Below are 22,648 nucleotides of genomic sequence, written 5' to 3'. Positions count from 1 at the left end.
TGGCTTCAGTAAATCTTGGCTTCAGGAAATCTTGGCTCCAAGAATCCTGGCTCCAAGGAATTCTGGCTTCAGCAAATTTTGATCGGCCGGGTCTTCGTCGGATCGCATTCGTGCCTATGTTTTGGCCCGCAGGGGACCTTCACGGATGTTACGGATTATTGCTCATGCCGCGCTGCTGGGCAGCGCGCTCGCGCTCGGGGCCTGCGGGTTTGCCGACAGCCGCGCACCGGTGCCCGAGTTCATGCGCATGAAGGAGGCCGAGCAGCCGCCGCCCGAATCGCCCCCCGACGTCAAACGCGTCGTGCGCGAGCAGATCGAAGTCGTCTTCCTCAGCACGTCCTATCCGCGTGAGGTGCATGTCGCCACACCCCATCGTGAGGTACGAGGACCGGGCTGGACAGCTTGCGTCCGCGCGCAGCTCACCTCGGCGACCGGATCGCCGCTCGGGCCACAGACCTACATCGTGACCATATCAGGCGGAAAGGTGGTCGATCGCCGCCGCGCCGAAGCGGACGACATCTGCGGATCGGAAAGCTACGAGCCGATCTAGGAAACGGATCAAGCCGACGTCCGATCCGGTTCCGGGAAAAACCTGTAATTTTGCCGGAACGATCATGGCCTCCCCTTCTTGTTACCGCCGAGGGCAGTTTCGAGGAGGACATGATGAGGACATTCACGATTGCGTTGCTGGCTGGCGTCGGAGCCTTGGCAGCGGTGAGCGGCGCGAAGGCCGCCGACGTCTATACGACCAGCGAATACACCAGCCCCGATCTCGTCCAGCAAGTGCGGCTGGTCTGCGACGATTCCGGCAATTGCTATCGCACCCGCGGCGGCTCGCGTGTGATCGTGCGCGACTCCTACGCGACGATGCCGCGTGACCGCTACTATGAGCGCCGCACCTATCGCGACTGGGACGATGGTCCGCGCGGCGGCGTCGGCATCCGCGCACCCGGCGTCAGTGTTGGCGTTGGTGTCGGCGATCGCTGGTAGTCGATGAAGCCATGAAATGCAGGACCGGACGAGATAACTCGCCCGGTCCTGTCCATGTCAGATCTCGAGCGGTTTTCCCGGCGTGACAATACGCGTTGCCGACGAGAGCTGCGCGATGAAGCGGGCGAGCACCATGCCGGCACACATCGCGGCGACGAAGATGAAGGCGGAGGCCGAGCCAAATCCGAGCGCGGTCAACGCCGGGCCTGGGCAAAAGCCTACAAGGCCCCAGCCGATACCGAAGATGGCGGGACCGGCGATAATCCTCGGATCGATGTCTTTTCGCGTTGGGACATAGAAGCGATCGGCGAAGACAGGCCGCGCCAATTTCAGGACGCGGCTGAAGCCGATGAAGGTCACCGCGACCGCGCCAGCCATCACGAATGCGAGGCTTGCGTCCCACGTTCCTGCCGGGATGCCGCCAACGTCCAGGAAATTCAGGACCTTTGCCGGGTTCGACATACCTGAGACGATGAGGCCAAGCCCAAAGACCACACCGATCCCGAATTGAATGAGGATTGTCATCGCGGTCAGCTCCAGTGCCGCATCACGAATACGGTCGCCATGCCGGCCGCCATGAAGGTCATGGTCGCGACCAGCGATCGCGCCGACAACCGCGACAAGCCACAGACGCCGTGGCCCGAGGTGCAGCCGCTGCCCCACACCGCGCCGAAGCCGGTGAGCAATCCCGCGACGATCAGAAGCGGCGTTCCGGCGCCGATCGTTTGCGCCGGCAGGCCTCCCGTGACAAGGCGCACCAGAACGGGCGCGACGATAAGGCCCGCGACGAAGGCGAGCCGGCCGGCGAATTGCCGATCCTCATAAGGCGGAAACAGCCGCGCCGCGATACCGCTGACCCCGGCGATCCGTCCCGTCGTCCACATCAGCAGCACGGCGGACAGGCCGATCAACGCGCCGCCAAGGAGCGACGCAATCGGCGTAAAAGATGTGGCGACCATGATGATCCTCCGGGTCGAGAGCAATTCTGGCGTATCCATCGGCGCATCCGGCCGGCTCGCGGCCGGATGCTCAACGAAACGTTAATATTACCACTCGAATTGAGACGGTGTCCCAACTGTATTTTCCAATCTTTGCGCTAAGCATGGCCTCCTGAACGGAGACGACGGGACGTGGTCGATATCGCGCACCAGGCTGCGATCAATCCGGCATCGGCAAAGCATGCCGCAACGGCGCGCGCGCGCGTCCCGCTCACGGCGATTGAACCCGGCCAGTGGCGCACACTCGCGCAGCGCGCGATCGAGCCGAACGGATATTACCTGCCGGGCTGGGAGCTCGCTGTCAGTGCAACCGCGCGCGGCCGCACCGATGCCTCGGCGCTTTCCGCATACGATGGATCGCGGCTGATCGGGCTGATGCCGGTGATCTCGCTCTGGCGGGCATGGAAGATCCCCCTGCCCGCGCTGGTGAGCGCGCATCCCTATGGTACGCTGTGCAGCCCGCTGATCGACCGCGATGCCCCGATCGAGGCAGCGGCGCGCCTGTTGCAGCAGGCCCGCGCAACCGGGGCGCATGCGCTCGTGCTGAACGATGTCGCGCTCGATGGGGCGGCAATGACCGCCCTCAGCCAGATTCTGAATCGCGACGGCCTGAAGCCGCGCCTCCTCAACTCCTACATCCGCGCCAGCCTCGACGCGACCCAGGACGGTGAGACGCTGCTACGCGACGCGCTCGGCACCAAAAAGCTCAAGGAGCTACGCCGCCAACGGCATCGCCTCGAAGAACACGGCGCAATCGTGTTCGACGTCGCGCGCAGCCCCGACGAGATCGGGCCGGCGCTCGAGACATTTTTGCAGCTCGAAGCCAGCGGCTGGAAGGGGAAGCGCGGAACCGCGCTGGTCCAGCATGCCGGCGATGCAACCTTCATCCGCCGCGCCGTTTCCGCGCTGGCAGAAACCGGGCAATGCGAGATCGTCACCCTTCGCGCCGGCGCGACGCCGGTGGCCGCCGGCATCGTGCTGCGCCACCAGGATCGCGCTTTCTTCTTCAAGCTCGGCATCGACGAGCGCTTTGCAAGATATTCGCCGGGCGTGCAGCTCACGCTCGAGCTCACCCGCCGCCTCTGCGCCGATCCAGCCATCGCCAGCGCGGATTCCACGGCGAGCGCCGATCACCCCATGATCAATCCGATCTGGCGCGGGCGCTTCGCCGTCGGCGACGTGCTGATACCGTTGCGGCGGAACGACCTCATCGTGGCGCTGGTTCACGGAGCGCTCGCGGCGCACGGCATCGCCTACGCGGCGGCGCGTCGCGCAGTTCGCCTGCTTCGTAAATAGATGGCTCCTACTCCGCCGCCTGGGCGTTGATCTCCGCCGAGACCTCGCGGATGGCGCGCGCGAGCATGTTGGGATCCTGCGCGCCGGAGACGGCGTATTTTTGCGCGAACACGTAGGTCGGCACGCCGGAGATGCCTTTCTCGGCGGCTTCCTGCGCGTCCGCCGATACGCGCGCGACGTCCTCGTCGGTGGCGAGGCGCCGGCGCACGTCGTCGGCATCGAGGCCGACATCGGCAGCCGCCTGCACAAGCACGTTCAAATCGGTGAGGTCGCCGCCGTCGCGGAAGTAGAGCTCCATCAGGCGCTGCTTCATCTCGGGCGCCTTGCCGATCGCCTCGGCCCAGAGGATCAGGCGGTGGCAGTCGGTGGTGTTGGGCTGACGCGCGACAAGCTCGGGCCGATAGACGAGCCCCTCTTCGCCCGCGGCCGCAACGACGCGTCCCGCAATGCCCTTGTAGGCCTCGACCGAGCCGAACTTCTTGGTGAGATACTCCTCCCGGCTGATGCCCTCGGACGGCACCCAGGGATTGAGGAAGAAGGGACGGAAATTGAGCTTGACCGGAACATCGGGCACCAGCGCCAGCGCACTCTCGATGCGGTGCTTGCCGATATAGCACCAGGGGCACACCACGTCGGAAACGACGTCGATCTGAAGCGGTTTCAACGTGCTCATGTCGGACGTCTCCTTCGGACGGTACGGGTTCGTCGGAAGATAAACCGAACCGGAGGCGGCGCAAGGCACCGGTCCTGCATGGCTCACGACTTCACCTCTGCGGTTATTGTGACAGGCCTCACCCGACCCGATACTCGCGGCCACGATCAAGCACGAGGGGAAACCGCGATGACCGCTATTTTCAAGCCGGAAGGCCAGCAGTTCCGGGCTACGGAGCATGCCGGCGGCCCGTGGTCGCCTGACATGTTGCAGGGAAGCGCCACCACCGCCCTGATGACCCGCGACATCGACCGTCTCGCCACCGAATCCGGCTTCGCGGTGCGGCGCCTGACCTTCGACCTGTGGCGACCGGCGGGCCTGCGCGTCTTCCAGACCACCACCGAATTGTTGCGCGACGGCCGCAAGGCCAAGACCGCCCAGGTGCGGCTGATGGACGGAGAGACCGAGATCGGCCGTTGCACGGCGCTCTTGACGGCGCCGAGCGGAGAATCGCCCGTCGATCCCTTCGCCAGGCCCGCGACTATCGACAAGACGCCTGAGACAGGCGCAGCACCGGCGGCCTTCGCGCAGAAATGGAGCCGGTATTTCCAGAACGTGTCGGTGCGGCTGATCGAGGGCGCGCTGGAGAAGCCCGGCCCGGCCGCCGCCTGGATGCGACTTGATGCACCCCTGGTCGAGGGCGAACCGAACACACCACTGCTCCAAGCGGTGCAGGCCGCGGACTTTTCGAGCGGCGTTGCGCAGATCGTCGACATGCGCAACTGGACCTTTATCAATCCCGAGATCAGCCTCTACTTCTTCCGACCGCCGGAGAGCGAATGGATCCTGATCCGCGCCGCCACGCGCGTCGGCACCAACGGCGCGGGCCTGACCGTGGCGACACTGAGCGATCTCAAAGGTCCGTTTGCGGAGGTGATGCAAGCCATGAGCTTTGAGCGCCGCGACGCCGAGCGAGCTCAGGCCTCCTGAGCCGCAAGCGCGATCAGAGTGGTCTCGGACACGGCATCCGCCGGCATGAACATTTCAACGCGAAGCTCCTGAAGCGTCACGTCTTGCGGGGTCCCGAGCGTCAGCACCGCACCGATCAGACCGATGCGGGCGTCGCCCTTTCGTAAGCGCACTTCGCAGAGCGGCCCCGGCGCGACGTTGTCCTCGATCCTGAGTGCGGGAAGCTCCGGCAGCCGCGTCAATTCGCGCCACGTCGATTGCAGGGCCTCGTCGAGCGGTGCAGCCATCGCTTCGTGCCGCGCACGCGACAACAACGCGGTCGCGACGATGGGCCAATTCTCGACGAACGGCTTGAGCTCGTCCGGCGCGAGGAACATGCGCATGTGATTGAGCGGCCGCTGCATGCGTTCTTGCCCAAGCAGCATCGTCATCAGCCGCGACGCGGCGCAGTTGGCCTCCATCACGTTCCAGCGCCGATCGGTCACGATCGCGGGAAACGGTTCGTGCCGCCGGAGCAGAAGATCGATCGCGCGCCGCGCGTCGGCAAGCTCCGGCGCTGAAAGATCGCGCTCGCCGTATAGTCGCGCGAAACCCCCGGCCTCCAGCAGCGCATTGCGATCACGCAGCGACAAACCGAGGGCGGTCGCGAGCTGCAGGAGGATCTCCCGGCTTGCCGCCGACTTGCCGGTCTCGACATAGCTCAGATGCTTGATCGAAATGCCGGCCTCGAACGCCAGCTCCGCCTGGCTCAATGCACGGCGCATGCGCCAGCCGCGCAAAAGGTCGCCGACCGGATTGGCCGACCGTAATGGCCGGGACGAGCGTGTCATCCGGGGATTATGCGAGCGCCACCGGCTCCTGTAAACGGCACTACTGCAAGCCAGCCGCCATCTGCTTCAGCCGCTCGGCAGTGCGCTCGTCGGCCGGGAAGAAGGTTTCCAGAGCCAGCTCCGACAGCGTGATGTCGACGGGCGTACCGAATACCATGGTGGTGGAGAAGAAACTTAGTATCTCCCCCTCGTGGCGCAGCTTGAAGGGGATCGCGACATTGTCGCTCGACAGCGGCGCCGCGCGCGCCGGGATCGGATAACTCTTCAAGTCGTTATACAGCTTGATCAGCTCGGGATCGGCCGTGGCCTCGCATTGCCGGTGCAGCCGCTCCAGGAGATGTCCGCACCATTCCGCGAGATTGACCGTGCGCGGCGCCAGCGCCTCGGGATGGAAGGCAAGCCTCAGCACGTTGAAGGGCTGACCGAGCAGCCGCTGCGGGATGCCGGCGAGCAGCGGCGCCAGCATGCGGTTGGCGGAGACCAGATTCCAGTGCCGGTCATAGGCCAGCGCCGGATTCGGCTCATGCGCCCTGAGGACGAGGTCGATCGCCTGGCGGGCTGATTTCAAGGCGGGATCCTCCAGCGTGCGTTGCGGAAAGGCCGGGGCATAGCCGGCGGCGACCAGCAGCACGTTGCGTTCGCGCAGTGGCACGTCGAGACGTTCGGCGAGTCTGAGCACCATGTCGCGCGAGGGCGCGGCGCGGCCGGTCTCGACGAAGCTCAAATGCCGCGCCGAGATTTCGGCCTCACCGGCGAGATCGAGCTGGCTCATGCGGCGGCGCTGCCGCCATTCGCGCAAATGGTCGCCGATATGGACCGGCTGGCTGCGTTCGGCCTGTGCGGTGGATGCATGTGCGTTCATGGTCGAAAACCTAGCACGCAGATTTCGGCCCTTCCATTACGTCGGAGGTAATCGAATTGGTGCTCGGGCCGGCGCATCTTGGGTCGCAACAGGAGACGACCATGATCGCATTGCTGCTCTACCGGACCGTCACAGACCAGCTAGTTCCCTGGGCCATGGCGCTCGCAACCCGGATGCTGGCGCGCAGCCTCAACATGCCGGAGCCGCTGGTGCATTCGACCGGCGACTACGTCGTCGCGCAGGTCACGGCCTTCGAGCACAGCGTCGGCAGGAGCCTCTGCCCGTTCCGCCTCGCCCGCCTGCTCCGCGCCTGGTGGCGTGGATTGCACTGAGTTTCACCTCGAGCCCACCCCAACCATGGAGACCCACGATGATCGACGCATCCACCTTCCTTCGCCGCGCGCTTCTTGCCGACGCGATCTTCAGCGGCGTGGCCGCTCTCGGTTTCACGTTCGGCGCCAGCGCGTTCGCCTCGCTGTTCAACCTACCCGAAGCGCTGCTGCGCGAGACCGGCCTGTTCCTGATCGCCTACACGGCGCTGGTCGGCTGGCTCGCCTCACGCGCCTCCGTGGCAAAGCCGCTCGTGCTGCTGGTCGTGGTCGGCAACGCGGCCTGGACCGTCGGCAGCATTGCGCTGCTGCTCTCGGGCGCGGTGTCGCCGAACCTTGCCGGCGAGCTCATGGTCGTGGCGCAGGCGATCGCGACCGGCGTGTTTGCCGAACTGCAATATGTGGGATTGCGCAGGAGCGGGAGTGTGCTGGCTGCCTGAGGCCACATCACTCGCTGTCGTTGCCCGGCTGGACCGGGCGACCCAGTATTCCAGAGGTAGTCGTCGCATACGGAGCTGCGGCGTACTGAATGCCCCGCTTTCGCGGGGCATGACAGTTATGCCAGAAGCTCGAACTCAGGCTAGGCCCGCGCGCGGCCCTTCGCCTTGCCGACGGCATGACCATTAAGCTTCTTCTTTTTGGCGGACTTCACGCTCGCCTTCTCGGCTTTGCGCTCCGCGCGCGCCTTCACCTTGGCGCGTTCGGCCCGCGCCTCGGCGCGCAGCTTCTTGCGCTTCTTCTCGCAAGATTCGCACTTGCAGCCGATCGGCTTCAGGTAGGCTTTGAAATAATCGGTGCCGTAGTCGTAATTGATCTCGTCGCCCGGCTCGATGTTCTTGATGGCGCGGATGAAAACCTTGCGCTCGCGCGGCCGCACGTCGGATTCGGCGTTGGGCCTGCACGAATGGTTGATGTAGCGCGCGAGGTTCTTGCGCACGGAGCCGTCAATGGTCCAGCGACCGTTGAGCTCGAACAGGTATTTGTTCTCGATGTCGTCGTGCTCGGGAATCCGGGAGTCCAGGATCGGTCCGTAATAACGGATGATCCGGGTGCCCTTCTTGATCGGCTTGGTGGCGAAGAGGCCGAGCCCGGTTTTCGAGCGGCCGACGCGATAAGGTTTGTTGGACGAGGTGGCTGGCATGATCACGAAAAACGAGGACGCGAACGAGGCTGAAAGAGCCCAAGCGAAGCCGCTCTTCTAGAACGATTCCGCGCCGCTGTCAGGTGTCTGTTGACCCCGTTTGAACCTTGCCCACAATCAAGACGTCTGATGGTACGGAGTTCCCACTCGATCAAAGGCGTCGTCATGTTCCGCATCACCACCGCAGGCTTGGCCTTATTGCTCTTGGCCATGTTGCTGATGTGCAGTGGTCTCGACCGAGCCGACGCCCGATCCGTGGGCAGCCAATATACCTCGACGGCCCCGAAGGATTGCCGCCAGATCGGAAAGCCCAGCGAGCTCGACGGCAGCACCACGCGGGTCTGCAAGGGCAAGGATGGCCTCGTGGTCCTGATCGCCGAAGACGATCTTCGCGAAATCGTCTCCGTCGGCCGCAATCGCGAGGCCGCGGCCGAGGAACCGGCGGCTAAAGTCTGGTTCGCTCCGTTCAGCTCGTCCGAAACCACCGTCGAATGGCGCACCGCTGGGGCCAAGCCGTTCGCGATGATCCAGCGCTGGCACATCGCCGATGGCACCGATCCCGACAAGCAGGGGCGGCCGAACACCAAGGCCATGCTCATCGTGACCCGGCTGCCACCCGGCCCCGTCTGCCACGTCGCCTATGTCGACGCGATCGCCAACCCGAACGCCAATGAGCTCGCGCGCAAGGCCGCGGACGAGTTCGCCCGCAGCTTTACCTGCGGCAAGGACGAGGTGAAGATCATAGGCGCACGCGGCCGCGCGGTCGAGCTCGCGACGATGCGCTAGGCGCTCGCCGGCAATCGATCAGGGGCCCGGCGGCTTCCCCGTCACGGGCGACATCAGCATGGCCTCGAGCAGGCGTTCGGGAGTCGTGCCCTCGGGCAGACGCCCCAGAATATCCTCCAGCCGTCCATCGAGCAGCAGCATCGTAAAACCGTGCACCATCGACCAGGCGCGCGCGATCGCAGCGCCCTGATTGAGCGTCAGCGCGTCGCCGCGGATCTGCTCCTGCCGCATCATGCCGACGGCATTGGCGAGTCCCGCAAAGGACGCCTCGGCGGCCTCGTGCAGCGACGGCCTGGAATAGTCGAGGCGCTCGGTGCGGAACATGATGCCGTACATGCCGGGATGAGCCTGGGCATAGGCAACATAGGCTTTCGGCCGCGCCAGCGCGTGCTCAAGCGGGGTGGTGGCGGTGTCAGAGGACGACGCCATCGCCGCATTGAACTGGCGGAAGCCGACCGCCGCGAGCTCGCTGAGAAGCCCGGTGAGGTCACCGAAATGATGGGTGGGCGCGGCATGCGAGACGCCCGCCTCGCGCGCCACCGCGCGCAATGTCAGGCCGGCGAGCCCGTCACGCTCCAGCACCCGTTCGGCGGCCTGGAGCAGCGCCTCGCGCAGCGCGCCGTGGTGATAGGGCGCCTCGGACTTGACGCTCGCCGGTCGTCGCGCGGAACGCGCCGGCGCGCTCGCCTTCTTCGAAATGCGCCCACCGCGCGCGGTTTCTGTCCTGATCTCACTCTTGCCCATGGGCCAGCTATAGGACGCAATATTGACAGTGTAAAGATTTCACTTGACCAAAACCCCTCGTACGGCTATTTGATCTTTACGATGTAAAGATAAGGAAGGGATACGCCGTGCAGCAGGACGCCGAACGCCGCCACAACCTCGGTCCGATTCCGTTCGAGGCCGACGCGCCCTTCCTGAAAATCATCGGTGAATTGCCGCGCGAACTGAACGGCACGCTCTATCGCAACGGCCCCAATCCGCAGTTCGACTCGCCCGGCGCGCACTGGTTCGTCGGCGACGGCATGCTGCACGCCTTTCACCTCGAGAACGGCCGCGCCAGCCATCGCAATCGCTGGGTCCGTACGCCGAAATGGCTGGCCGAGCACGATGCCGGCCGCGCGTTGTTCGGGGGCTTCGGCCGCAAGCTGCCGGATGCGCCGCAAGACCTCACCGACGGCGGCGTCGCCAACACCAACATCATCTTCCATGCCGGCAAGCTGCTTGCGCTGGAAGAAGCCCATCTGCCGACTGAGATCGATCCGGGCACGCTCGCAACCCGCGGCTATCACAATTATCAGGGCCGTGTCGCCGGCAGCTTCACCGCGCACCCGAAGATCGATCCCGTCACCGGCGAGCTGGTGTTCTTCGGCTACAACGCCGCGGGTCCGCTGACGCCTGCCCTCTCCTACGGCTCGATCGACGCGTCCGGCAAGGCGACGCGCTTCGAACGTTTCGAGGCGCCCTATGCAAGCATGGTGCACGACTTCATCGTCACCGAGAACCACGTGCTGTTTCCGATCCTGCCCGTCACCGGCAGCATGGAGCGCGCGATCAGCGGGCGGCCGCCCTATGCCTGGGAGCCGGACAAGGGCGCCTATGTCGGCGTGATCAAGCGCAAGGGCAGCGCGAAGGACATCGTCTGGTTTCGTGCTGAAGCCTGCTACGTCTTCCACGTCATGAATGCTTGGGAGGACGGTGACCGCATCATCGCGGACGTCATGCAGTTCGAGGAAGCACCACTATTTACGCATCCCGACGGCACGCCCACCAATCCCGAGAAATCCTTCGCTCGCCACTGCCGCTGGACCTTCGATCTTGCCGGGAAGACCGACCGCTTCCAGCAGACCTATCTCGACGATCTTACCGGCGAATTCCCGCGCATCGACGACCGCCGCGCCGGATTGAAGAGCCGTCACGGCTGGTACGCCTGCGCCAATCCGAAGCTGCCGATGTTCGGCGCGCTGTCCGGCGTCGTCCATGTCGATGGCAATGGAACGCGCCTCGGCCATTATCTGCTGCCGGCCGGCGACACCATCTCCGAGCCGGTCTTCGTCGAGCGGTCGAAAGATGCGGCGGAAGGCGACGGCTGGCTGCTGGCGGTGGTCTGGCGCGCGCGGGAAAACCGCAGCGACCTCGCCGTGTTCAATGCCAAGGATGTCGAGGCCGGCCCCGTCGCGCTGGTGCAGCTCGGCCATCGCGTGCCCGACGGTTTTCACGGCAATTGGGTCGGCGCGCGGTAGCTCTCCTCTCGACATCGCTGATGTCACCAAAAGGTCTCTCATGCATATGCCCTCGATCACCGCGGACCGCCTCGCTGTCCTGATCCTGTTCCCGATCTGCGCCGGGATCACGCTCCCGATGATCCGGCCGCGGCGGAGCGGCCAAACCATCTTCAACGGCGGTATCTTGCTCGCCTTCGTCCTCTCGATCGCCTGTGCGTTACCTGTGCTGCCGCACCTGTCCCGGGCCGGCTTCATTGATGAGATGGCCGACCAAGCCGTTGCAGCAATCCAATTTTTGGAAGTCGCTTACGTCATTTTGACACTGTAAAGATTCTACTTGACCTCGCCTCGCTCCTGACATATTGATCTTTACACCGTAAAGATAAGGCCTGACCGAGGCGAACCATGGCGATTTTCCTGATCCTCGCGCCCTACGGCGCCTTCACTTTCCTGATGCTGATGACGTCTGCCACGATCAGCGTATTCGTAGCCTCGGCAACCTGTCTGGCCACCGTGGCGATCGATGTCGTGCGCGGTCGCTCGCTGAAGATCCTGGCTATGGGCTCGGCGCTGCTATTCGCCGCAATCGGCCTCCACCTCGCGCTGTTCGACCCGGCGCTTGGCACGCTCGGTGTCAAGCTGTCGGTCGACATCGGCATCTTCGTCATCTCGCTCGGCTCGATGCTGGTCCGGCGTCCCTTCACGCTGCAATACGCGGTCGAATCCGTGCCGGCCGAGACCGCGGCAATGCCCGGCTTTCTCTATGCCAATTACGTCATCACGGGCGCTTGGACCGCGGCTGCGCTGCTGATGGCGGCCGCCAATCTCGTGCTGCTCTATGTCCCCGGCCTGCCGCTCTGGTCGAGCCTTGCGGTCGCCTTCGCCGCCCGCAACAGCGCGATCTATTTCACAAAATGGTATCCCGAATATCGGCAGATCAAGTACGGTGCGCCGGCCAGCCCAATGTCCAACTCCCGCTGAACAGGATCGACGATGAAGGACGTATTCGCCCGCCTCGCCTCCGACCTCTTCTCTGCCATCGTCTTCCTGGTCATCTATATCATCACCGACAACGTCGTCCTGGCAACGTCGGTGGCGATTGCCGGAGCGATCGCGCAGGTGATCTACGCGCGCGTCAAGGGGCAGCAGCTCAATTACATGACCTATGCGAGCGTCGCGCTCGTCGTCGTGCTCGGCACGGTCACGCTGCTGACCAACGATCCCCGCTTCATGCTCGCAAAGCCCTCGATCGCGCATTTCGCGATCGGCGCCATCATGCTCAAGCGGGGCTGGATGCTGCGCTACATGCCGCCGATCGTCGTCGAGACCGTTCCGGAATATGTGACGGCTGCAGGTTATGCCTGGGCCGCGCTGATGTTCGTAATCGGCGCCGGCATGATCGCCGTCGCCTCCACAGGCGATCTGAAGCTGTGGGCGTTCTACATCACGGTGGTCGCGGGCGGCGCCAAGATCCTCGCCTTCGCCGTGCAATACGTCGTGCTTCGCCTCATCGTCACCAGCCGACGACGCGCCGCCGCCCGCGCCTAAATGCCTCCAACGGAGCGTTAGGCGCGAGCGGCGAGTTGCGCTATACGCTCGGCCGGGACTGGCCCGCGGATCGTCGCGGTCCGCCGGGATCTTGGGAGACGCGAATGGCCGTCGACGGCAACTGGACTCTGACCCTGACGACCCCCATGGGCGAGCGCAAGGCGACGCTGAGCCTGACGGCTGCCGGCGGCACGCTCACGGGGACGCAGGGCGCGGAAGGCGATACAGCCGAGATTTTCGATGGCACCGTCAGCGGCGATGCCGTCAACTGGAAGGTCTCGATCACCAATCCGATGCCCTTGACGCTCGAATTCATCGGAACCGTCTCCGGCGACAGCATGAGCGGTGAGATGGGCATCGGCCCGATGGGCAGCTTCCCGTTCACCGGCACGCGCGCCTAAGCCGCGCGGCAACGGTGCGCGCGCTCGGTCTCATCGCGGCGACGATCCTGTGTGTCGCGACACAAGCGGCTAGCGCGGACGACGCCGAACCGGCGTGGCGGGCAAGCGCGCTCGCCATGCTACCGGCCGGCTATGTCGCCGGCACGGCCTATCGAACCGAAGGGCCGACGGGCTACCTCGCCGTCTATCCGATCTCGTCGAACGATCCGAAGTCACCTGCAAGCGTGTTCGCCACGCGCCAGGCTCTCGTGGTCGCGCTGACGCCGGATGCGACGCGCGCAATCTCGGCCGAATTGAAGCCGCGTAGCGGGCCCGATTCTGACAACGACGACACCGACTTCGCAAAGCTGCATGCCGATCTCGCCGCCAGGCGCTCAACGCTTCCCGACGGTACCGAGCCCTGCGATTTCGGCGCATGGTCCGTCGACAAGGATCCTGATGGCCTCAACGTGCGTGCCGAACCATCGATCAAGGCGCGTGTGCTCGGCACGCTTCCGCCGCCTTACCGGCTCAAGCTCGGCGGCAGCGAGAATACGCCGGATGGCGGCTGGCTTACCGAATTCCGCATCATCGGCTTCAAGAACGGCTGGTTTCTGATCGAAGGCGCCAAGCCGCCGGGCAAGGACTACGAGGACGACAAGAAATATCCGCGCAGCGCGCCAAAGCCCTATGCCGGACGCGGCTGGGTCGCCTCCAACAAGGTCGGCGCGTCCTACGCCAATGGCGCGACACGCATGGGCGGCCTGTTCCAAGCACCCTTCGTCGATGCGAAATGGACGCCCGCCCAGCGCGAGCTCGGCGGCGCGATCGACACCGACGGCGGACCGAAGCACATCTTTGCCTGCAGCGGCCTCTGGGGCTTGGTCGAGAGCCAGGACGGCGTCCGCGGCTGGTGGCGCGGGCTGTGCTCCAACCAGGTCACGAATTGTAGCTGACGAGAAAATCCCGCTCCGCGACAGTCGCCGCCCTTGCCTTCTTAACAATTCAGGGTTGTAGTTAAGCATTGCACGCGGGAGGGAAAAATGCCGCACAACGACACGCTTTCATTTCATCGATCACTGACCGCCGCCTTCGTTTGCATTGTGCTGGCAGCTACGGCGTCGGCCGGCCGCGGCGAACCGTTGCCGCCGAAGATTTCGCCGGAGGCGACTGCCTGGAAGCCTGCCTCGATCTTTGAGAAGGAAGACAAGGACGACAACTTCGAGGATCAGCCGCGCATGAATCTGAGCGGCGCGGCGTGCGTGCCGACGACACCAAAATTCACGTCGTGCCTGATTGCCAATGATGAGAAGAAATACGCGCAGTTCTTCTCGATCGAAGGAAACGTCCTCGTTCCACGGAAGCTCATCCGGCTTTCCGATGAAGACAAGGATCCCGATGCCGAAGGCGTCGCCTACGAAAAGGGTTTCTTCTATGTGACCGGCTCGCACGGCCGCAGCCGCAAGAAAGACAAGGAGAACCTGTCGAGCTACGTCGTGTTTCGGATCGCCGTGGATCCGCAAACCGGTATTCCCAAGACCGAACCCAACGCTAAGAAGGTCGATGGCGTGGAGGCGAGCCCGCGGATGCGCGAGGTTATTGAAAACGACAAATATGTAAAAGCGAAATTCAACAAGCCTCTTGCGGAGGGCGGCGTTAATATCGAAGGGATCGCGGTCAGGAACGGACGCATGTACTTCGGGCTGCGAGGACCGTCGCTCGACAAGCAAGCCTATGTGCTCAGCGTCGATGCGGGAGCACTGTTCACAAAGGCCGACGACCTCAAGCCGGACTCGATCCCGTTAGAACTCGGGGAAAATACCGGGATCCGGGACCTTGCCGCGGTGAACGACGGCATCTTGATTCTCGCAGGCCCGACGCGGAATGAAAAGGTTTCCTATACAATTTGGTTGTGGGACGGCAGCAGCAAGACGGCAAAGCCGTTGGCAACGCTCGACCTCAGCACCGTCACAGCGGACGCCAAAGCGGAGATTCTACTTCCCCTCGAGGAAGACTCAGCCAGCATTCGCGCCCTCGTCATGTTCGACAGCGTGGAAAATGGCGGCGCTGTATCGTTCAGCATAAAGCGCTGAGCGCAGGCTGCGTAAATCCTCCGCCGGTCCAAGAACCGGCGGAAGGACGCAGGACCTGGCTAGCCGAGATTCAACTCTTTGAAGAAGTCATTGCCCTTGTCGTCGATGATGATGAACGCCGGGAAGTCGACGACCTCGATGCGCCAAATCGCTTCCATGCCGAGCTCGGGATATTCGAGCACCTCGACTTTCTTGATGCAGTGCTCGGCAAGATTCGCCGCGGCGCCGCCGATGGAGCCGAGATAGAAGCCGCCATATTTCTTGCAGGCCTCACGCACGGCTGGCGCGCGGTTGCCCTTGGCGACCATCACCATCGAGCCGCCGGCGGCCTGGAACTGATCGACAAAGGAATCCATACGGCCCGCAGTGGTCGGGCCGAACGCACCGGAGGCATAGCCCTCGGGCGTCTTGGCCGGGCCCGCGTAATAGACCGGATGGTTCTTGAAATAGTCCGGCAGCGGCTCGCCCTTGTCGAGCCGCTCGCGCAGCTTGGCATGCGCGGAATCGCGCGCGACGATCATGGTGCCGGTCATCGATACCCGCGTCTTGGTCGGGTACTTCGAGAACGTGGCAAGGATATCCTTCATCGGCTGGTTGAGGTCGATCTTGACGACCTCGCCGCCGAGCGACTGCTCGACCTCGGGCAGATACTGCGCCGGGTTGTGCTCGAGCTCTTCGAGATAGACGCCCTCCCTGGTGATCTTGCCGAGCACCTGGCGATCGGCCGAGCAGGACACGCCGAGCCCGATCGGGAGCGAGGCGCCATGACGCGGCATGCGGATCACGCGGACGTCGTGGCAGAAATATTTTCCACCGAACTGCGCGCCGACGCCGAGCGACTGCGTCATCTTCAGAATTTCCTGCTCCATCTCGAGATCGCGAAACGCGTTGCCGTCGGGCGAGCCGTGGGTCGGCAGCGCGTCGAGATAGCGAGCCGACGCCAGCTTCACCGTCTTCATGCAGAGCTCGGCCGAGGTGCCGCCGATGACGATCGCGAGGTGATAGGGCGGGCACGCCGCGGTGCCCAGCGTCAACACCTTCTCCTTCAGGAAGGCGAGCAGCCGGTCCTTGGTCAGCACCGAGGGCGTCGCCTGGAACAGGAAGCTCTTGTTGGCGGAGCCACCGCCCTTCGCCATGAACATAAACTTGTAGGCGTCATCGCCTTCGGCGTAGATCTCGCACTGCGCCGGCATGTTGTTGGCGGTGTTCTTCTCCTCGTACATCGACAGCGGCGCGACCTGCGAGTAGCGCAGATTGCGGCGCAGGTAAGCATCGCGCGCGCCTTCCGACAGTGCCGCCTCGTCGCCACCATCGGTGATGACGTTGCAACCCTTCTTGCCCATGATGATCGCGGTGCCGGTGTCCTGGCACATCGGCAGCACGCCGCCTGCAGCGATGTTGGCGTTCTTGAGGAAGTCCAGCGCGACGAACTTGTCGTTCGGGCTCGCCTCGCCATCCTCCAGGATCGCGCGGAGCTGCTTCAGATGACCCGGTCGCAGATAGTGGTTGATGTCGCCAAAGGCCGCTTCCGACAGGGCCCGCAGCGCGTCGCGGGACACCACCAGCATGTCCTTCCCCAAAACCTTCTCGACCCTGACGCCCTCGGACGAGACCTTCTTGTAGGGCGTCTCGTCCTTGCCCAGCGGAAACAGCGGCGTGTGCTTGTAGGGCGGAACGGGCTTTGCGGGATCGGGAAAGGCGGTAGGAGCGTTCATGGGCGGGAATCTCGGGGTTTTGGAGCCCTCGCATGGGCCCCTTTCATAGAACTGTTCTAAGCTTTTTTGCTGCAAAGGGAAGGCGCTCTGGTGCGGTCGGGGCATCCCGATTCGGCGACACGGCGACCTATTTTCGGCGGCTGTCGGCGGACACCAAGCTCTCATGATGCCGGTGAAGACCCTGGGTGCACCCCTTGCGCTACGCGCCCGACGACGGTTGAATGCGCCCGCTAAGGGGCCTTTCATCATGACATTGAACTTGCACGTCCGCGGCGCGATCCTGGTCGCCGCCGCCATCACCGGCCTTGTGACCATCGCCTCGCCCGCCCGCGCGGACCGCTGCGATGACAGCGCCAAGGAGCTGGCGAACCAGGTCGATCGCCTCAAGGTGAATTTCCGCGCCGCCAACGTCGTCTACCTGACTCATCCGGCGGCCAAGGAATTGTCCGTGGCCTGCCGTGGCGACAAATATTCGATCGAGCTCTATGCCAAGGGCGATCGCAAGCCCAAGCCGGAGTTCTTTGCGCTGGTGGGGTCGATGGCCGCGATCGTCTTCACCGTGACCAAGGACGATACGACGACGGGCGCGACACGCTGCCTGAAGCGGATGGGGCTCTTGCGCGGCGACAAGATCAGCATGCGTTACCGGCGTCTCAACATGGAATGCGCCCGCACCAAGACGGATGCGTCCATCGCGATCACGCGCGGCAAGGACGAATAGGCGGTCCCCGCGCGGTGTGCGCCTGACAGCACACCGCCCACTACAGACCGTCATTGCGAGCGTAGCGAAGCAATCCAGAATCCCTCCGCGGAGACAGACTGGATTGCTTCGCTTCGCTCGCAATGACGAGGAGGAGAGGTCTGTCCTCTCGCGGAAACAGCGCGTGTGGCGGCACGAAAGCGGCCTCTCCACCGCACCGGATCCCTCGCATTTTAACGATTGGCTTGAAGGAAATTTTGCGTCTCGCGGCGCAGGGTCAATTGTTCCATATGTGAGGATTTGTGGATGAGCGTTTCTACCGTTACGCCGCCGCCGATCGCGATCGTGGTGCCGAGCTACGACACGACCAAGCAGCAGGACGATCAGACCAAGACCAAGGACAACGACCCGACCTATAAGCCGCCGCCGCCTGCGCCGCTGCCGCCGGGTCAGGGTACGCGGATCGATCAGCTCGCCTGATCAGCCGTGTCGAAGATGAAATGCCCGATCCGGTCGATCGGGCTTTTCGCGTGTCCGGCCGCAACTTCGCCGGATAGCGGGACCAATATCGTGCGCGGCTACCCTGAGACCTGCATGATCGCAAGACTCCTGTTGCAGAGCACGATCACCACCGCCGCCATGGGCGCGCTGCTGTTCGCGTCCGCCGGCACCCTGCATTGGCCGTCGGCCTGGGTGTTCCTCGCGACCTCCGCCCTGCTCGGCCCGCTTTGCGGCTGGTGGCTTTACCGGGTCGACCCCGCACTGCTCGCCGAACGTCTGCGGCCGGTCCTGCAAAAGGACCAGCCCGCTGCCGACAAGGTGTTCATGACCGTCTTCGTCGTCGCGATGCTGGTCTGGCTGGCGGCGATGGGGCTCGACCGGCGTACGCGGTCCTCCGACATGCCGATGGCGCTGCAGGTGCTCGGCCTCGCCCTGTTCCTGCTCTCGACGCTGTTCATCCTCTGGGTTTTCCGCGAGAACTCGTTCGCGGCGCCCGTGGTGAAGCTGCAAGCCGAGCGCGCGCAGCACGTGATCTCGACGGGGCCTTATGCCCATGTGCGCCATCCCATGTACAGCGGCATGATCCTGTTCTTCGCCGGCGTGCCGCTGCTTCTGGGCTCATGGTGGGGACTTCTGATGGTGCCGCTATTCCTCGTCTTGTTTGCGGGCCGCATTCGCATCGAGGAGCGCACGCTGCGTGAGGGCCTGCCGGGCTATGCCGACTATGTGACGCACGTGCGCTATCGCCTGCTGCCTGGCGTGTGGTGAGCGCGCGCATCACTCTGTAAATCGCAGAAAAAGTGTTCCCTCCGATCGACTGACGTCGGCGGAAGCGTTCGCAGGCGCTCTAGCCATCCAATTCGCGGTAGCGGCGGAAGATGCCCTGCTCGTTGAAGGGAATACGGCGCTCGCTTTCGAGATAAGCCTTGATGTTCGGGCGCGCCGACACGCGGTCGTGCATGCCGACGAGGGCCGGGATATCTGTCTCGAACGCCTTCATCCGCTTCGGAAACGCATAGCGTAGTCCCGCGACGAGCTGGAACAGCGAGAGATCGACATAGGTCAGCTTGCGGCCGGTGACATAGGCGCCGCCATTGTCCTGAAGGAGGTGCTCGAAATAGCCGAGATATTTCGGCACGCGCTCGCCCCAGAAGTCGGCGGTGCGCTTCTTTGCCGGCGGTTTCTGATCTTCGTAGTAGAGCGAGGGCCCGAGCGGGTGATGGGTGTCGTGAATCTCGACCATGAAATCGGTGATCGTCAGCTGGAGCTGATGCACCCAGAGTTGACCCGCTTCCGACTTCAGGGCGAGGGCGTGGCGGGCGCCGAGATAGAGCAGGATGTTCGCGGTCTGGCCGATGACGAGCTTGCCGGCTTTGAGGAACGGCGGCGCAAAGGGCGGCGTGCCCTTGTGTGCGTCCATCATCTTCATCATCGCAGCTGTACCGCGTGGGCCACGCGCCACGTCGATGTAAGCCGCGCCAGCCTCCTCGAGCGCGAGCCGCACATATTCACCGCGGCCCTGGATCTCGGGCCAATAATAGAGCTCGTATTTCATGGAAGGGTCCGTGAGCGTGGAAGCGACAGGACCAATCTATCACGCGCGACAAGGTTCCGTCAGGATGGGGCGGAAGGGCGGCACCACACGCTCCGTCATTGCGAGCGCAGCGAAGCAATCCAGACTGTCACCCTGGAGGGACTCTGGATTGCTTCGTCGCTGCGCTCCTCGCAATGACGGAAGCCTCAATTCGACGCGAAGCAATACAGCAGGCCGTCGCCGCCGGTGCTCTTCAGATCGGCCTGCGAGCAGCCGCCGTCGGGTCCGCGCGAGGGGTGTGCGGTGTTCCAGGATTTGACCGTCGGGTTGGTCGCAGGGCCGTTGATGTCGGAGTGGCCGAGCATCGCCGCGCCTTGCGTACTCGACGTCCAGTTTTTGCAGGTGCGGTCGTCGGGACCCGCAAACGCGGTGCCGTCGGACTGCGATCCCGTGAGAATGTCGTGCCGGTTAGGCTGGTCGCCATAGCCGTTTACAATCTCGCCCTTCTCGGTCAGCGCTGTCTCCTTGCTGATCTTGTTGGCGCTGTGCAAATCGGCCACGTCCTTGGCGATTTCCACGCCCTTGGCGTTCTGCCACGGTCCCTTGCCGATGCGGTCGCGCGCGTTGACGGCCGGCTTGCCGTCGGCGGCCTGCGTGGAGAGATAGGCGCGCCAGGTCTTACTGCCGGCGCCGCCGGCCTGGGCCAGCTTCTGGCACTGCGCATCGGCCCCCTCCAGACCGCCGAGATCGGCGCCTTTGCCAGGACCGTTGGAAGTCACGAAGAACGTCATGTTGGCCGACTGCGCCTGCGCCGATGGCGCCGCAAGCAAGGCCGCAGCGAGCGCGAGGCCTGAAATCGTCATGGTTCTCTCAATGCGGATCATCCTGTCCTCCATTTGTGTTGTCGTTGGCCGCCAGATTTCAACCCGACGCAAGCCCGCTTATTCCGATGCCGCGATGCGAGACGCCCAAAGAAAAAGGCCCCGTGCAAGGAGCACGATGCCCTGTTTTTTTCATGTCGTCTGCGATCAGTTGGTCGACGGGATCGCCGACGATTCCCAGCCGCTTCCCGACTGCCATGTCGATTAATTGCTTCCCGGGACAATGGTGCCGGGCGAGCATACCAAATGGGCCGATCCTCAAGTGATCGTCCAGGGGAGGACGCGGGGGACTGTGGCGGGACCGTTCAGGGCGGCATCCGCGATGACATCGGGGCTGCGTAGCGCGCGGCGCAAGGGGAGATCGTTCATGCACCGGACCACAATCCGCCCAATCACGACAATTGCCGGCCGCGCCACCCTTTGCTGCCTTGTCGTCGGTCTTGCCCTGGGTCCGAACTGCGCCTTGGCCGCGGAACTGCTCAAAGCCCGGCTGGCGGAAAATCTCGCACCGATCTCCGGCCTTGCGATCGTCGCCAAGTCGAAGGGAATCTTCGAAAAGCACGGTCTGGACATCACGGTTTCGAACTTCACGTCCGGCAAGCAGTGCCTGGACACCGTGATCGGGGGCGGTGCCGACATCGCGACCACGGCGGAGGCGCCGGTCACCGCATCGACGATGGCAAACCAGCCCATCGCCTTCATCGCCGGGATGGAATATTCCGATCTCAAGACGCTCGTCGCGGCCAAGGCCGGCGTCAAGACCAAGGCAGATCTTCGCGGCAAGCGAATCGCCTTCACTGCCGGCACCGGTAGCGAGGTTTACACGGCGACCTTGCTGAAGTCGGCGGGATTGACGCCCAAGGATGTCACCCTCGTCAATCTGCGGCCGCAGGAGATGCTGCCGGCACTCGCGGCCGGAAGCATCGACGCGATCGACACCTGGGAGCCCCACGTCGCCAACGCGAAGAAGGCAATGGGCGAAGCCGTCACTGAGGTAGATACAAAAGGCACCTATTCCGAGACGTTCAATATCGTCGTCATGAAGCCGTACCTGGACGCCAACCCAGTGCTGGTCGAGAAATTCATCGCCGCACTGATCGATGCCGAGATCTGGATGAAGGCACAGCCGGATGAAGCAATCACGACAGTCGCGGACGCAGTTGGAATGAAGCGGGACGAACTCGCCCCCATCTGGGCCGACTATGTTTACCGGGTGCGTCTCGACGACCGGCTCATCGAGATTCTGAAGACCCATTCCGCATGGCGCCTCGAGAGCGGCAACCATCCTCCGGGAGCGGCGATGCCCGACTTCAGCAAGGTCGTCGTCACCGAGCCACTGAAAAAGGTCGATCCCGCACGCGTCACCCTGTCGTGGAAATAGGCACCCGCGCGGCCATGCAGGAAGCCACGTCAGCAGGACGCGATATTGCCATCCGCACTGGCGGTCGCGCTCGGCCGAATTCAGTTCGGCTTCGCCGCCTCAATATTCTGGTCGGGGCGCTTTCGCTTCCCTTGTTCATTGGGTTCTGGGAACTGGTCTCCCGTTCCGGGACCGTCAACATGGTGCTGTTTCCACCGCCGACGGTGGTTGCTGCGGCCGTGCTTGAGTGGATACGAAGCGGACAGTTCTTTAGCGATCTGTTGGCCAGCCTCTTTCGCGTCACCACGGGATTCATCATAGGCGGCGCGCTCGGCATCCTGCTCGGTGTTCTCACCGGCCAATTCCCCGTTATCTCGAGCTTGCTGTCCCCGCTATTCCATATCTTGCGGCCAATTCCGCCGATTGCGTTCGTGCCGATCGTCATCCTCTGGTTCGGCCTGTCGGAGGCGGGAAAATTGTTCCTCGTCGTATGGGGCGTATTCTTCACGGTGTGGCTTTCGACTCACATCGGCGTGCAGAAGGTCGACCGCGGCCTGATTCGGGCGGCATTGATGCTCGGCACGCCCCGACGGCAGATGCTGCAGGAGATCGTGCTGCTGGGCGCGCTTCCCTACATTGTCGTCGGGTTGCGCACCGCCGTCAGCATCTCCTTCTACACGCTCGTCGCGGCTGAACTGGCCGGCGCTTTCGCCGGCATTGTCTACAGGATCGAGATTGCGCAGCAGAATTTGCAAACGGGCCAGGTCATGGGCGGGCTCGCAGCGCTCGGGTTGATGTCGTTCATCGCCGACCGGCTGTTTGCGGCTCTTGCCGAACGTATCGTCTGGTGGCGCTGAT

Annotated in this window: 29 protein-coding genes; 19 read left to right on the top strand and 10 right to left on the bottom strand. The window is 63.9% G+C overall.

The features are described 5' to 3' along the window. Positions 1-145: 145 nt before the first annotated feature. Together AB3L03_RS31045 and AB3L03_RS31040 are read left to right on the top strand one after the other, a co-directional pair. Positions 146-550 (top strand): hypothetical protein, encoded by a 405-nt coding sequence (locus tag AB3L03_RS31045; protein WP_085349384.1) that lies wholly within the window; start codon positions 146-148, stop codon positions 548-550. Between the two features lie 110 nt (positions 551-660). Next, positions 661-990: a hypothetical protein gene (locus tag AB3L03_RS31040; RefSeq protein WP_018456387.1), complete on the top strand. Its 330-nt coding sequence runs from the start codon at positions 661-663 to the stop codon at positions 988-990. A 57-nt stretch (positions 991-1,047) separates the two neighbouring features. On the opposite strand, the gene AB3L03_RS31035 is transcribed toward AB3L03_RS31040, so the two are convergent. Together AB3L03_RS31035 and AB3L03_RS31030 are read right to left on the bottom strand one after the other, a co-directional pair. Further along, on the bottom strand, positions 1,048-1,515 hold the full coding sequence (locus tag AB3L03_RS31035; RefSeq protein ID WP_085349385.1) for a DUF6691 family protein: 468 nt from the start codon (positions 1,513-1,515) through the stop codon (positions 1,048-1,050). 5 nt (positions 1,516-1,520) lie between these two features. Next, positions 1,521-1,949 carry a YeeE/YedE family protein gene (locus tag AB3L03_RS31030; RefSeq protein ID WP_085349429.1) on the bottom strand — a complete coding sequence of 143 codons (429 nt, stop codon included), beginning with the start codon at positions 1,947-1,949 and terminating at the stop codon, positions 1,521-1,523. 171 nt (positions 1,950-2,120) lie between these two features. Here AB3L03_RS31030 and AB3L03_RS31025 point away from each other — a divergent pair, with 171 nt between their 5' ends. Beyond that, positions 2,121-3,284: a GNAT family N-acetyltransferase gene (locus tag AB3L03_RS31025; protein ID WP_368507640.1), complete on the top strand. Its 1,164-nt coding sequence runs from the start codon at positions 2,121-2,123 to the stop codon at positions 3,282-3,284. A gap of 7 nt (positions 3,285-3,291) precedes the next feature. Here AB3L03_RS31025 and AB3L03_RS31020 read toward each other — a convergent pair whose 3' ends face one another. Next, positions 3,292-3,957 (bottom strand): DsbA family oxidoreductase, encoded by a 666-nt coding sequence (locus tag AB3L03_RS31020; RefSeq protein WP_085349430.1) that lies wholly within the window; start codon positions 3,955-3,957, stop codon positions 3,292-3,294. 168 nt (positions 3,958-4,125) lie between these two features. On the opposite strand from AB3L03_RS31020, the gene AB3L03_RS31015 reads away from it, so the two are divergent. Continuing rightward, the gene (locus AB3L03_RS31015; RefSeq protein WP_368507639.1) at positions 4,126-4,926 is read left to right on the top strand and encodes a thioesterase family protein; all 801 of its coding nucleotides are present in this window, start codon (positions 4,126-4,128) and stop codon (positions 4,924-4,926) included. On the opposite strand, the gene AB3L03_RS31010 is transcribed toward AB3L03_RS31015, so the two are convergent. Both AB3L03_RS31010 and AB3L03_RS31005 read right to left on the bottom strand, forming a co-directional pair. Continuing rightward, complete coding sequence (locus AB3L03_RS31010) at positions 4,914-5,669, bottom strand: helix-turn-helix domain-containing protein (protein WP_368507638.1); 756 nt, start codon at positions 5,667-5,669, stop codon at positions 4,914-4,916. The genes AB3L03_RS31015 and AB3L03_RS31010 overlap by 13 nt on opposite strands. A 106-nt stretch (positions 5,670-5,775) precedes the next feature. Continuing rightward, positions 5,776-6,597 carry a helix-turn-helix domain-containing protein gene (locus tag AB3L03_RS31005; protein WP_204511671.1) on the bottom strand — a complete coding sequence of 274 codons (822 nt, stop codon included), beginning with the start codon at positions 6,595-6,597 and terminating at the stop codon, positions 5,776-5,778. Positions 6,598-6,698: 101 nt separating this feature from the next. Here AB3L03_RS31005 and AB3L03_RS31000 point away from each other — a divergent pair, with 101 nt between their 5' ends. Next, on the top strand, positions 6,699-6,929 hold the full coding sequence (locus tag AB3L03_RS31000) for a hypothetical protein (RefSeq protein WP_026233166.1): 231 nt from the start codon (positions 6,699-6,701) through the stop codon (positions 6,927-6,929). 38 nt (positions 6,930-6,967) lie between these two features. After that, the gene (locus tag AB3L03_RS30995) at positions 6,968-7,366 is read left to right on the top strand and encodes a hypothetical protein (protein WP_018456396.1); all 399 of its coding nucleotides are present in this window, start codon (positions 6,968-6,970) and stop codon (positions 7,364-7,366) included. A gap of 140 nt (positions 7,367-7,506) precedes the next feature. Here AB3L03_RS30995 and AB3L03_RS30990 read toward each other — a convergent pair whose 3' ends face one another. Then, positions 7,507-8,067 (bottom strand): SET domain-containing protein, encoded by a 561-nt coding sequence (locus AB3L03_RS30990; protein ID WP_085358931.1) that lies wholly within the window; start codon positions 8,065-8,067, stop codon positions 7,507-7,509. A 165-nt stretch (positions 8,068-8,232) separates the two neighbouring features. On the opposite strand from AB3L03_RS30990, the gene AB3L03_RS30985 reads away from it, so the two are divergent. Next, positions 8,233-8,853, top strand: a complete 621-nt coding sequence (locus AB3L03_RS30985) for a hypothetical protein (RefSeq protein WP_018456398.1) — start codon at positions 8,233-8,235, stop codon at positions 8,851-8,853. A gap of 18 nt (positions 8,854-8,871) precedes the next feature. On the opposite strand, the gene AB3L03_RS30980 is transcribed toward AB3L03_RS30985, so the two are convergent. Continuing rightward, positions 8,872-9,597: a TetR/AcrR family transcriptional regulator gene (locus AB3L03_RS30980; RefSeq protein WP_085349392.1), complete on the bottom strand. Its 726-nt coding sequence runs from the start codon at positions 9,595-9,597 to the stop codon at positions 8,872-8,874. Positions 9,598-9,704: 107 nt separating this feature from the next. Here AB3L03_RS30980 and AB3L03_RS30975 point away from each other — a divergent pair, with 107 nt between their 5' ends. The 7 genes from AB3L03_RS30975 to AB3L03_RS30945 all read left to right on the top strand — a co-directional run bounded on the left by AB3L03_RS30975 (position 9,705) and on the right by AB3L03_RS30945 (position 15,099). Next, a complete protein-coding gene (locus tag AB3L03_RS30975; protein WP_368507637.1) occupies positions 9,705-11,096 on the top strand; it encodes a carotenoid oxygenase family protein in 1,392 nt (463 codons plus the stop codon). A 40-nt stretch (positions 11,097-11,136) separates the two neighbouring features. Next, a complete protein-coding gene (locus AB3L03_RS30970; RefSeq protein ID WP_085396041.1) occupies positions 11,137-11,406 on the top strand; it encodes a hypothetical protein in 270 nt (89 codons plus the stop codon). A gap of 77 nt (positions 11,407-11,483) precedes the next feature. After that, on the top strand, positions 11,484-12,059 hold the full coding sequence (locus tag AB3L03_RS30965; protein ID WP_085396039.1) for a hypothetical protein: 576 nt from the start codon (positions 11,484-11,486) through the stop codon (positions 12,057-12,059). A 12-nt stretch (positions 12,060-12,071) separates the two neighbouring features. Then, positions 12,072-12,626 (top strand): inner membrane-spanning protein YciB, encoded by a 555-nt coding sequence (locus AB3L03_RS30960; RefSeq protein ID WP_085349396.1) that lies wholly within the window; start codon positions 12,072-12,074, stop codon positions 12,624-12,626. Between the two features lie 104 nt (positions 12,627-12,730). Further along, positions 12,731-13,027, top strand: coding sequence for a hypothetical protein (locus AB3L03_RS30955; RefSeq protein WP_007602176.1), 297 nt, complete (start codon positions 12,731-12,733; stop codon positions 13,025-13,027). A 14-nt stretch (positions 13,028-13,041) separates the two neighbouring features. Further along, on the top strand, positions 13,042-13,962 hold the full coding sequence (locus AB3L03_RS30950; RefSeq protein ID WP_085396037.1) for an SH3 domain-containing protein: 921 nt from the start codon (positions 13,042-13,044) through the stop codon (positions 13,960-13,962). An 87-nt stretch (positions 13,963-14,049) separates the two neighbouring features. Further along, on the top strand, positions 14,050-15,099 hold the full coding sequence (locus AB3L03_RS30945; protein ID WP_247440462.1) for a DUF3616 domain-containing protein: 1,050 nt from the start codon (positions 14,050-14,052) through the stop codon (positions 15,097-15,099). A 59-nt stretch (positions 15,100-15,158) separates the two neighbouring features. Here AB3L03_RS30945 and AB3L03_RS30940 read toward each other — a convergent pair whose 3' ends face one another. Continuing rightward, complete coding sequence (locus AB3L03_RS30940) at positions 15,159-16,814, bottom strand: fumarate hydratase (RefSeq protein ID WP_368507636.1); 1,656 nt, start codon at positions 16,812-16,814, stop codon at positions 15,159-15,161. A gap of 247 nt (positions 16,815-17,061) precedes the next feature. Between AB3L03_RS30940 and AB3L03_RS30935 the strand changes: the two genes are divergently transcribed. From AB3L03_RS30935 to AB3L03_RS30925, 3 genes are all read left to right on the top strand, one after another. After that, the gene (locus AB3L03_RS30935) at positions 17,062-17,535 is read left to right on the top strand and encodes a hypothetical protein (protein ID WP_026233168.1); all 474 of its coding nucleotides are present in this window, start codon (positions 17,062-17,064) and stop codon (positions 17,533-17,535) included. A 285-nt stretch (positions 17,536-17,820) separates the two neighbouring features. Then, a complete protein-coding gene (locus AB3L03_RS30930) occupies positions 17,821-17,994 on the top strand; it encodes a hypothetical protein (protein WP_166517615.1) in 174 nt (57 codons plus the stop codon). Positions 17,995-18,108: 114 nt separating this feature from the next. Further along, entirely contained in the window at positions 18,109-18,783 is a 675-nt protein-coding gene (locus AB3L03_RS30925) for an isoprenylcysteine carboxylmethyltransferase family protein (protein ID WP_026233169.1), read from the top strand. 79 nt (positions 18,784-18,862) lie between these two features. Here AB3L03_RS30925 and AB3L03_RS30920 read toward each other — a convergent pair whose 3' ends face one another. Next, positions 18,863-19,570, bottom strand: coding sequence for a glutathione S-transferase (locus AB3L03_RS30920; RefSeq protein ID WP_085349401.1), 708 nt, complete (start codon positions 19,568-19,570; stop codon positions 18,863-18,865). Positions 19,571-19,755: 185 nt separating this feature from the next. Beyond that, positions 19,756-20,433 (bottom strand): lectin, encoded by a 678-nt coding sequence (locus AB3L03_RS30915; RefSeq protein WP_085349432.1) that lies wholly within the window; start codon positions 20,431-20,433, stop codon positions 19,756-19,758. A gap of 364 nt (positions 20,434-20,797) precedes the next feature. Between AB3L03_RS30915 and AB3L03_RS30910 the strand changes: the two genes are divergently transcribed. Together AB3L03_RS30910 and AB3L03_RS30905 are read left to right on the top strand one after the other, a co-directional pair. Next, complete coding sequence (locus AB3L03_RS30910) at positions 20,798-21,811, top strand: NrtA/SsuA/CpmA family ABC transporter substrate-binding protein (RefSeq protein ID WP_368507635.1); 1,014 nt, start codon at positions 20,798-20,800, stop codon at positions 21,809-21,811. A 179-nt stretch (positions 21,812-21,990) separates the two neighbouring features. Then, the gene (locus AB3L03_RS30905) at positions 21,991-22,647 is read left to right on the top strand and encodes an ABC transporter permease (protein ID WP_240543214.1); all 657 of its coding nucleotides are present in this window, start codon (positions 21,991-21,993) and stop codon (positions 22,645-22,647) included. Position 22,648: the final 1 nt, after the last annotated feature.

Origin of the sequence: Bradyrhizobium lupini (genome assembly GCF_040939785.1) — a bacterium.
Classification (GTDB): Bacteria; Pseudomonadota; Alphaproteobacteria; order Rhizobiales; family Xanthobacteraceae; genus Bradyrhizobium; species Bradyrhizobium canariense_D.
The sequence above is the reverse complement of the archived record's forward strand: the minus strand, read 5'-3'. Positions and strand labels throughout refer to the sequence as shown.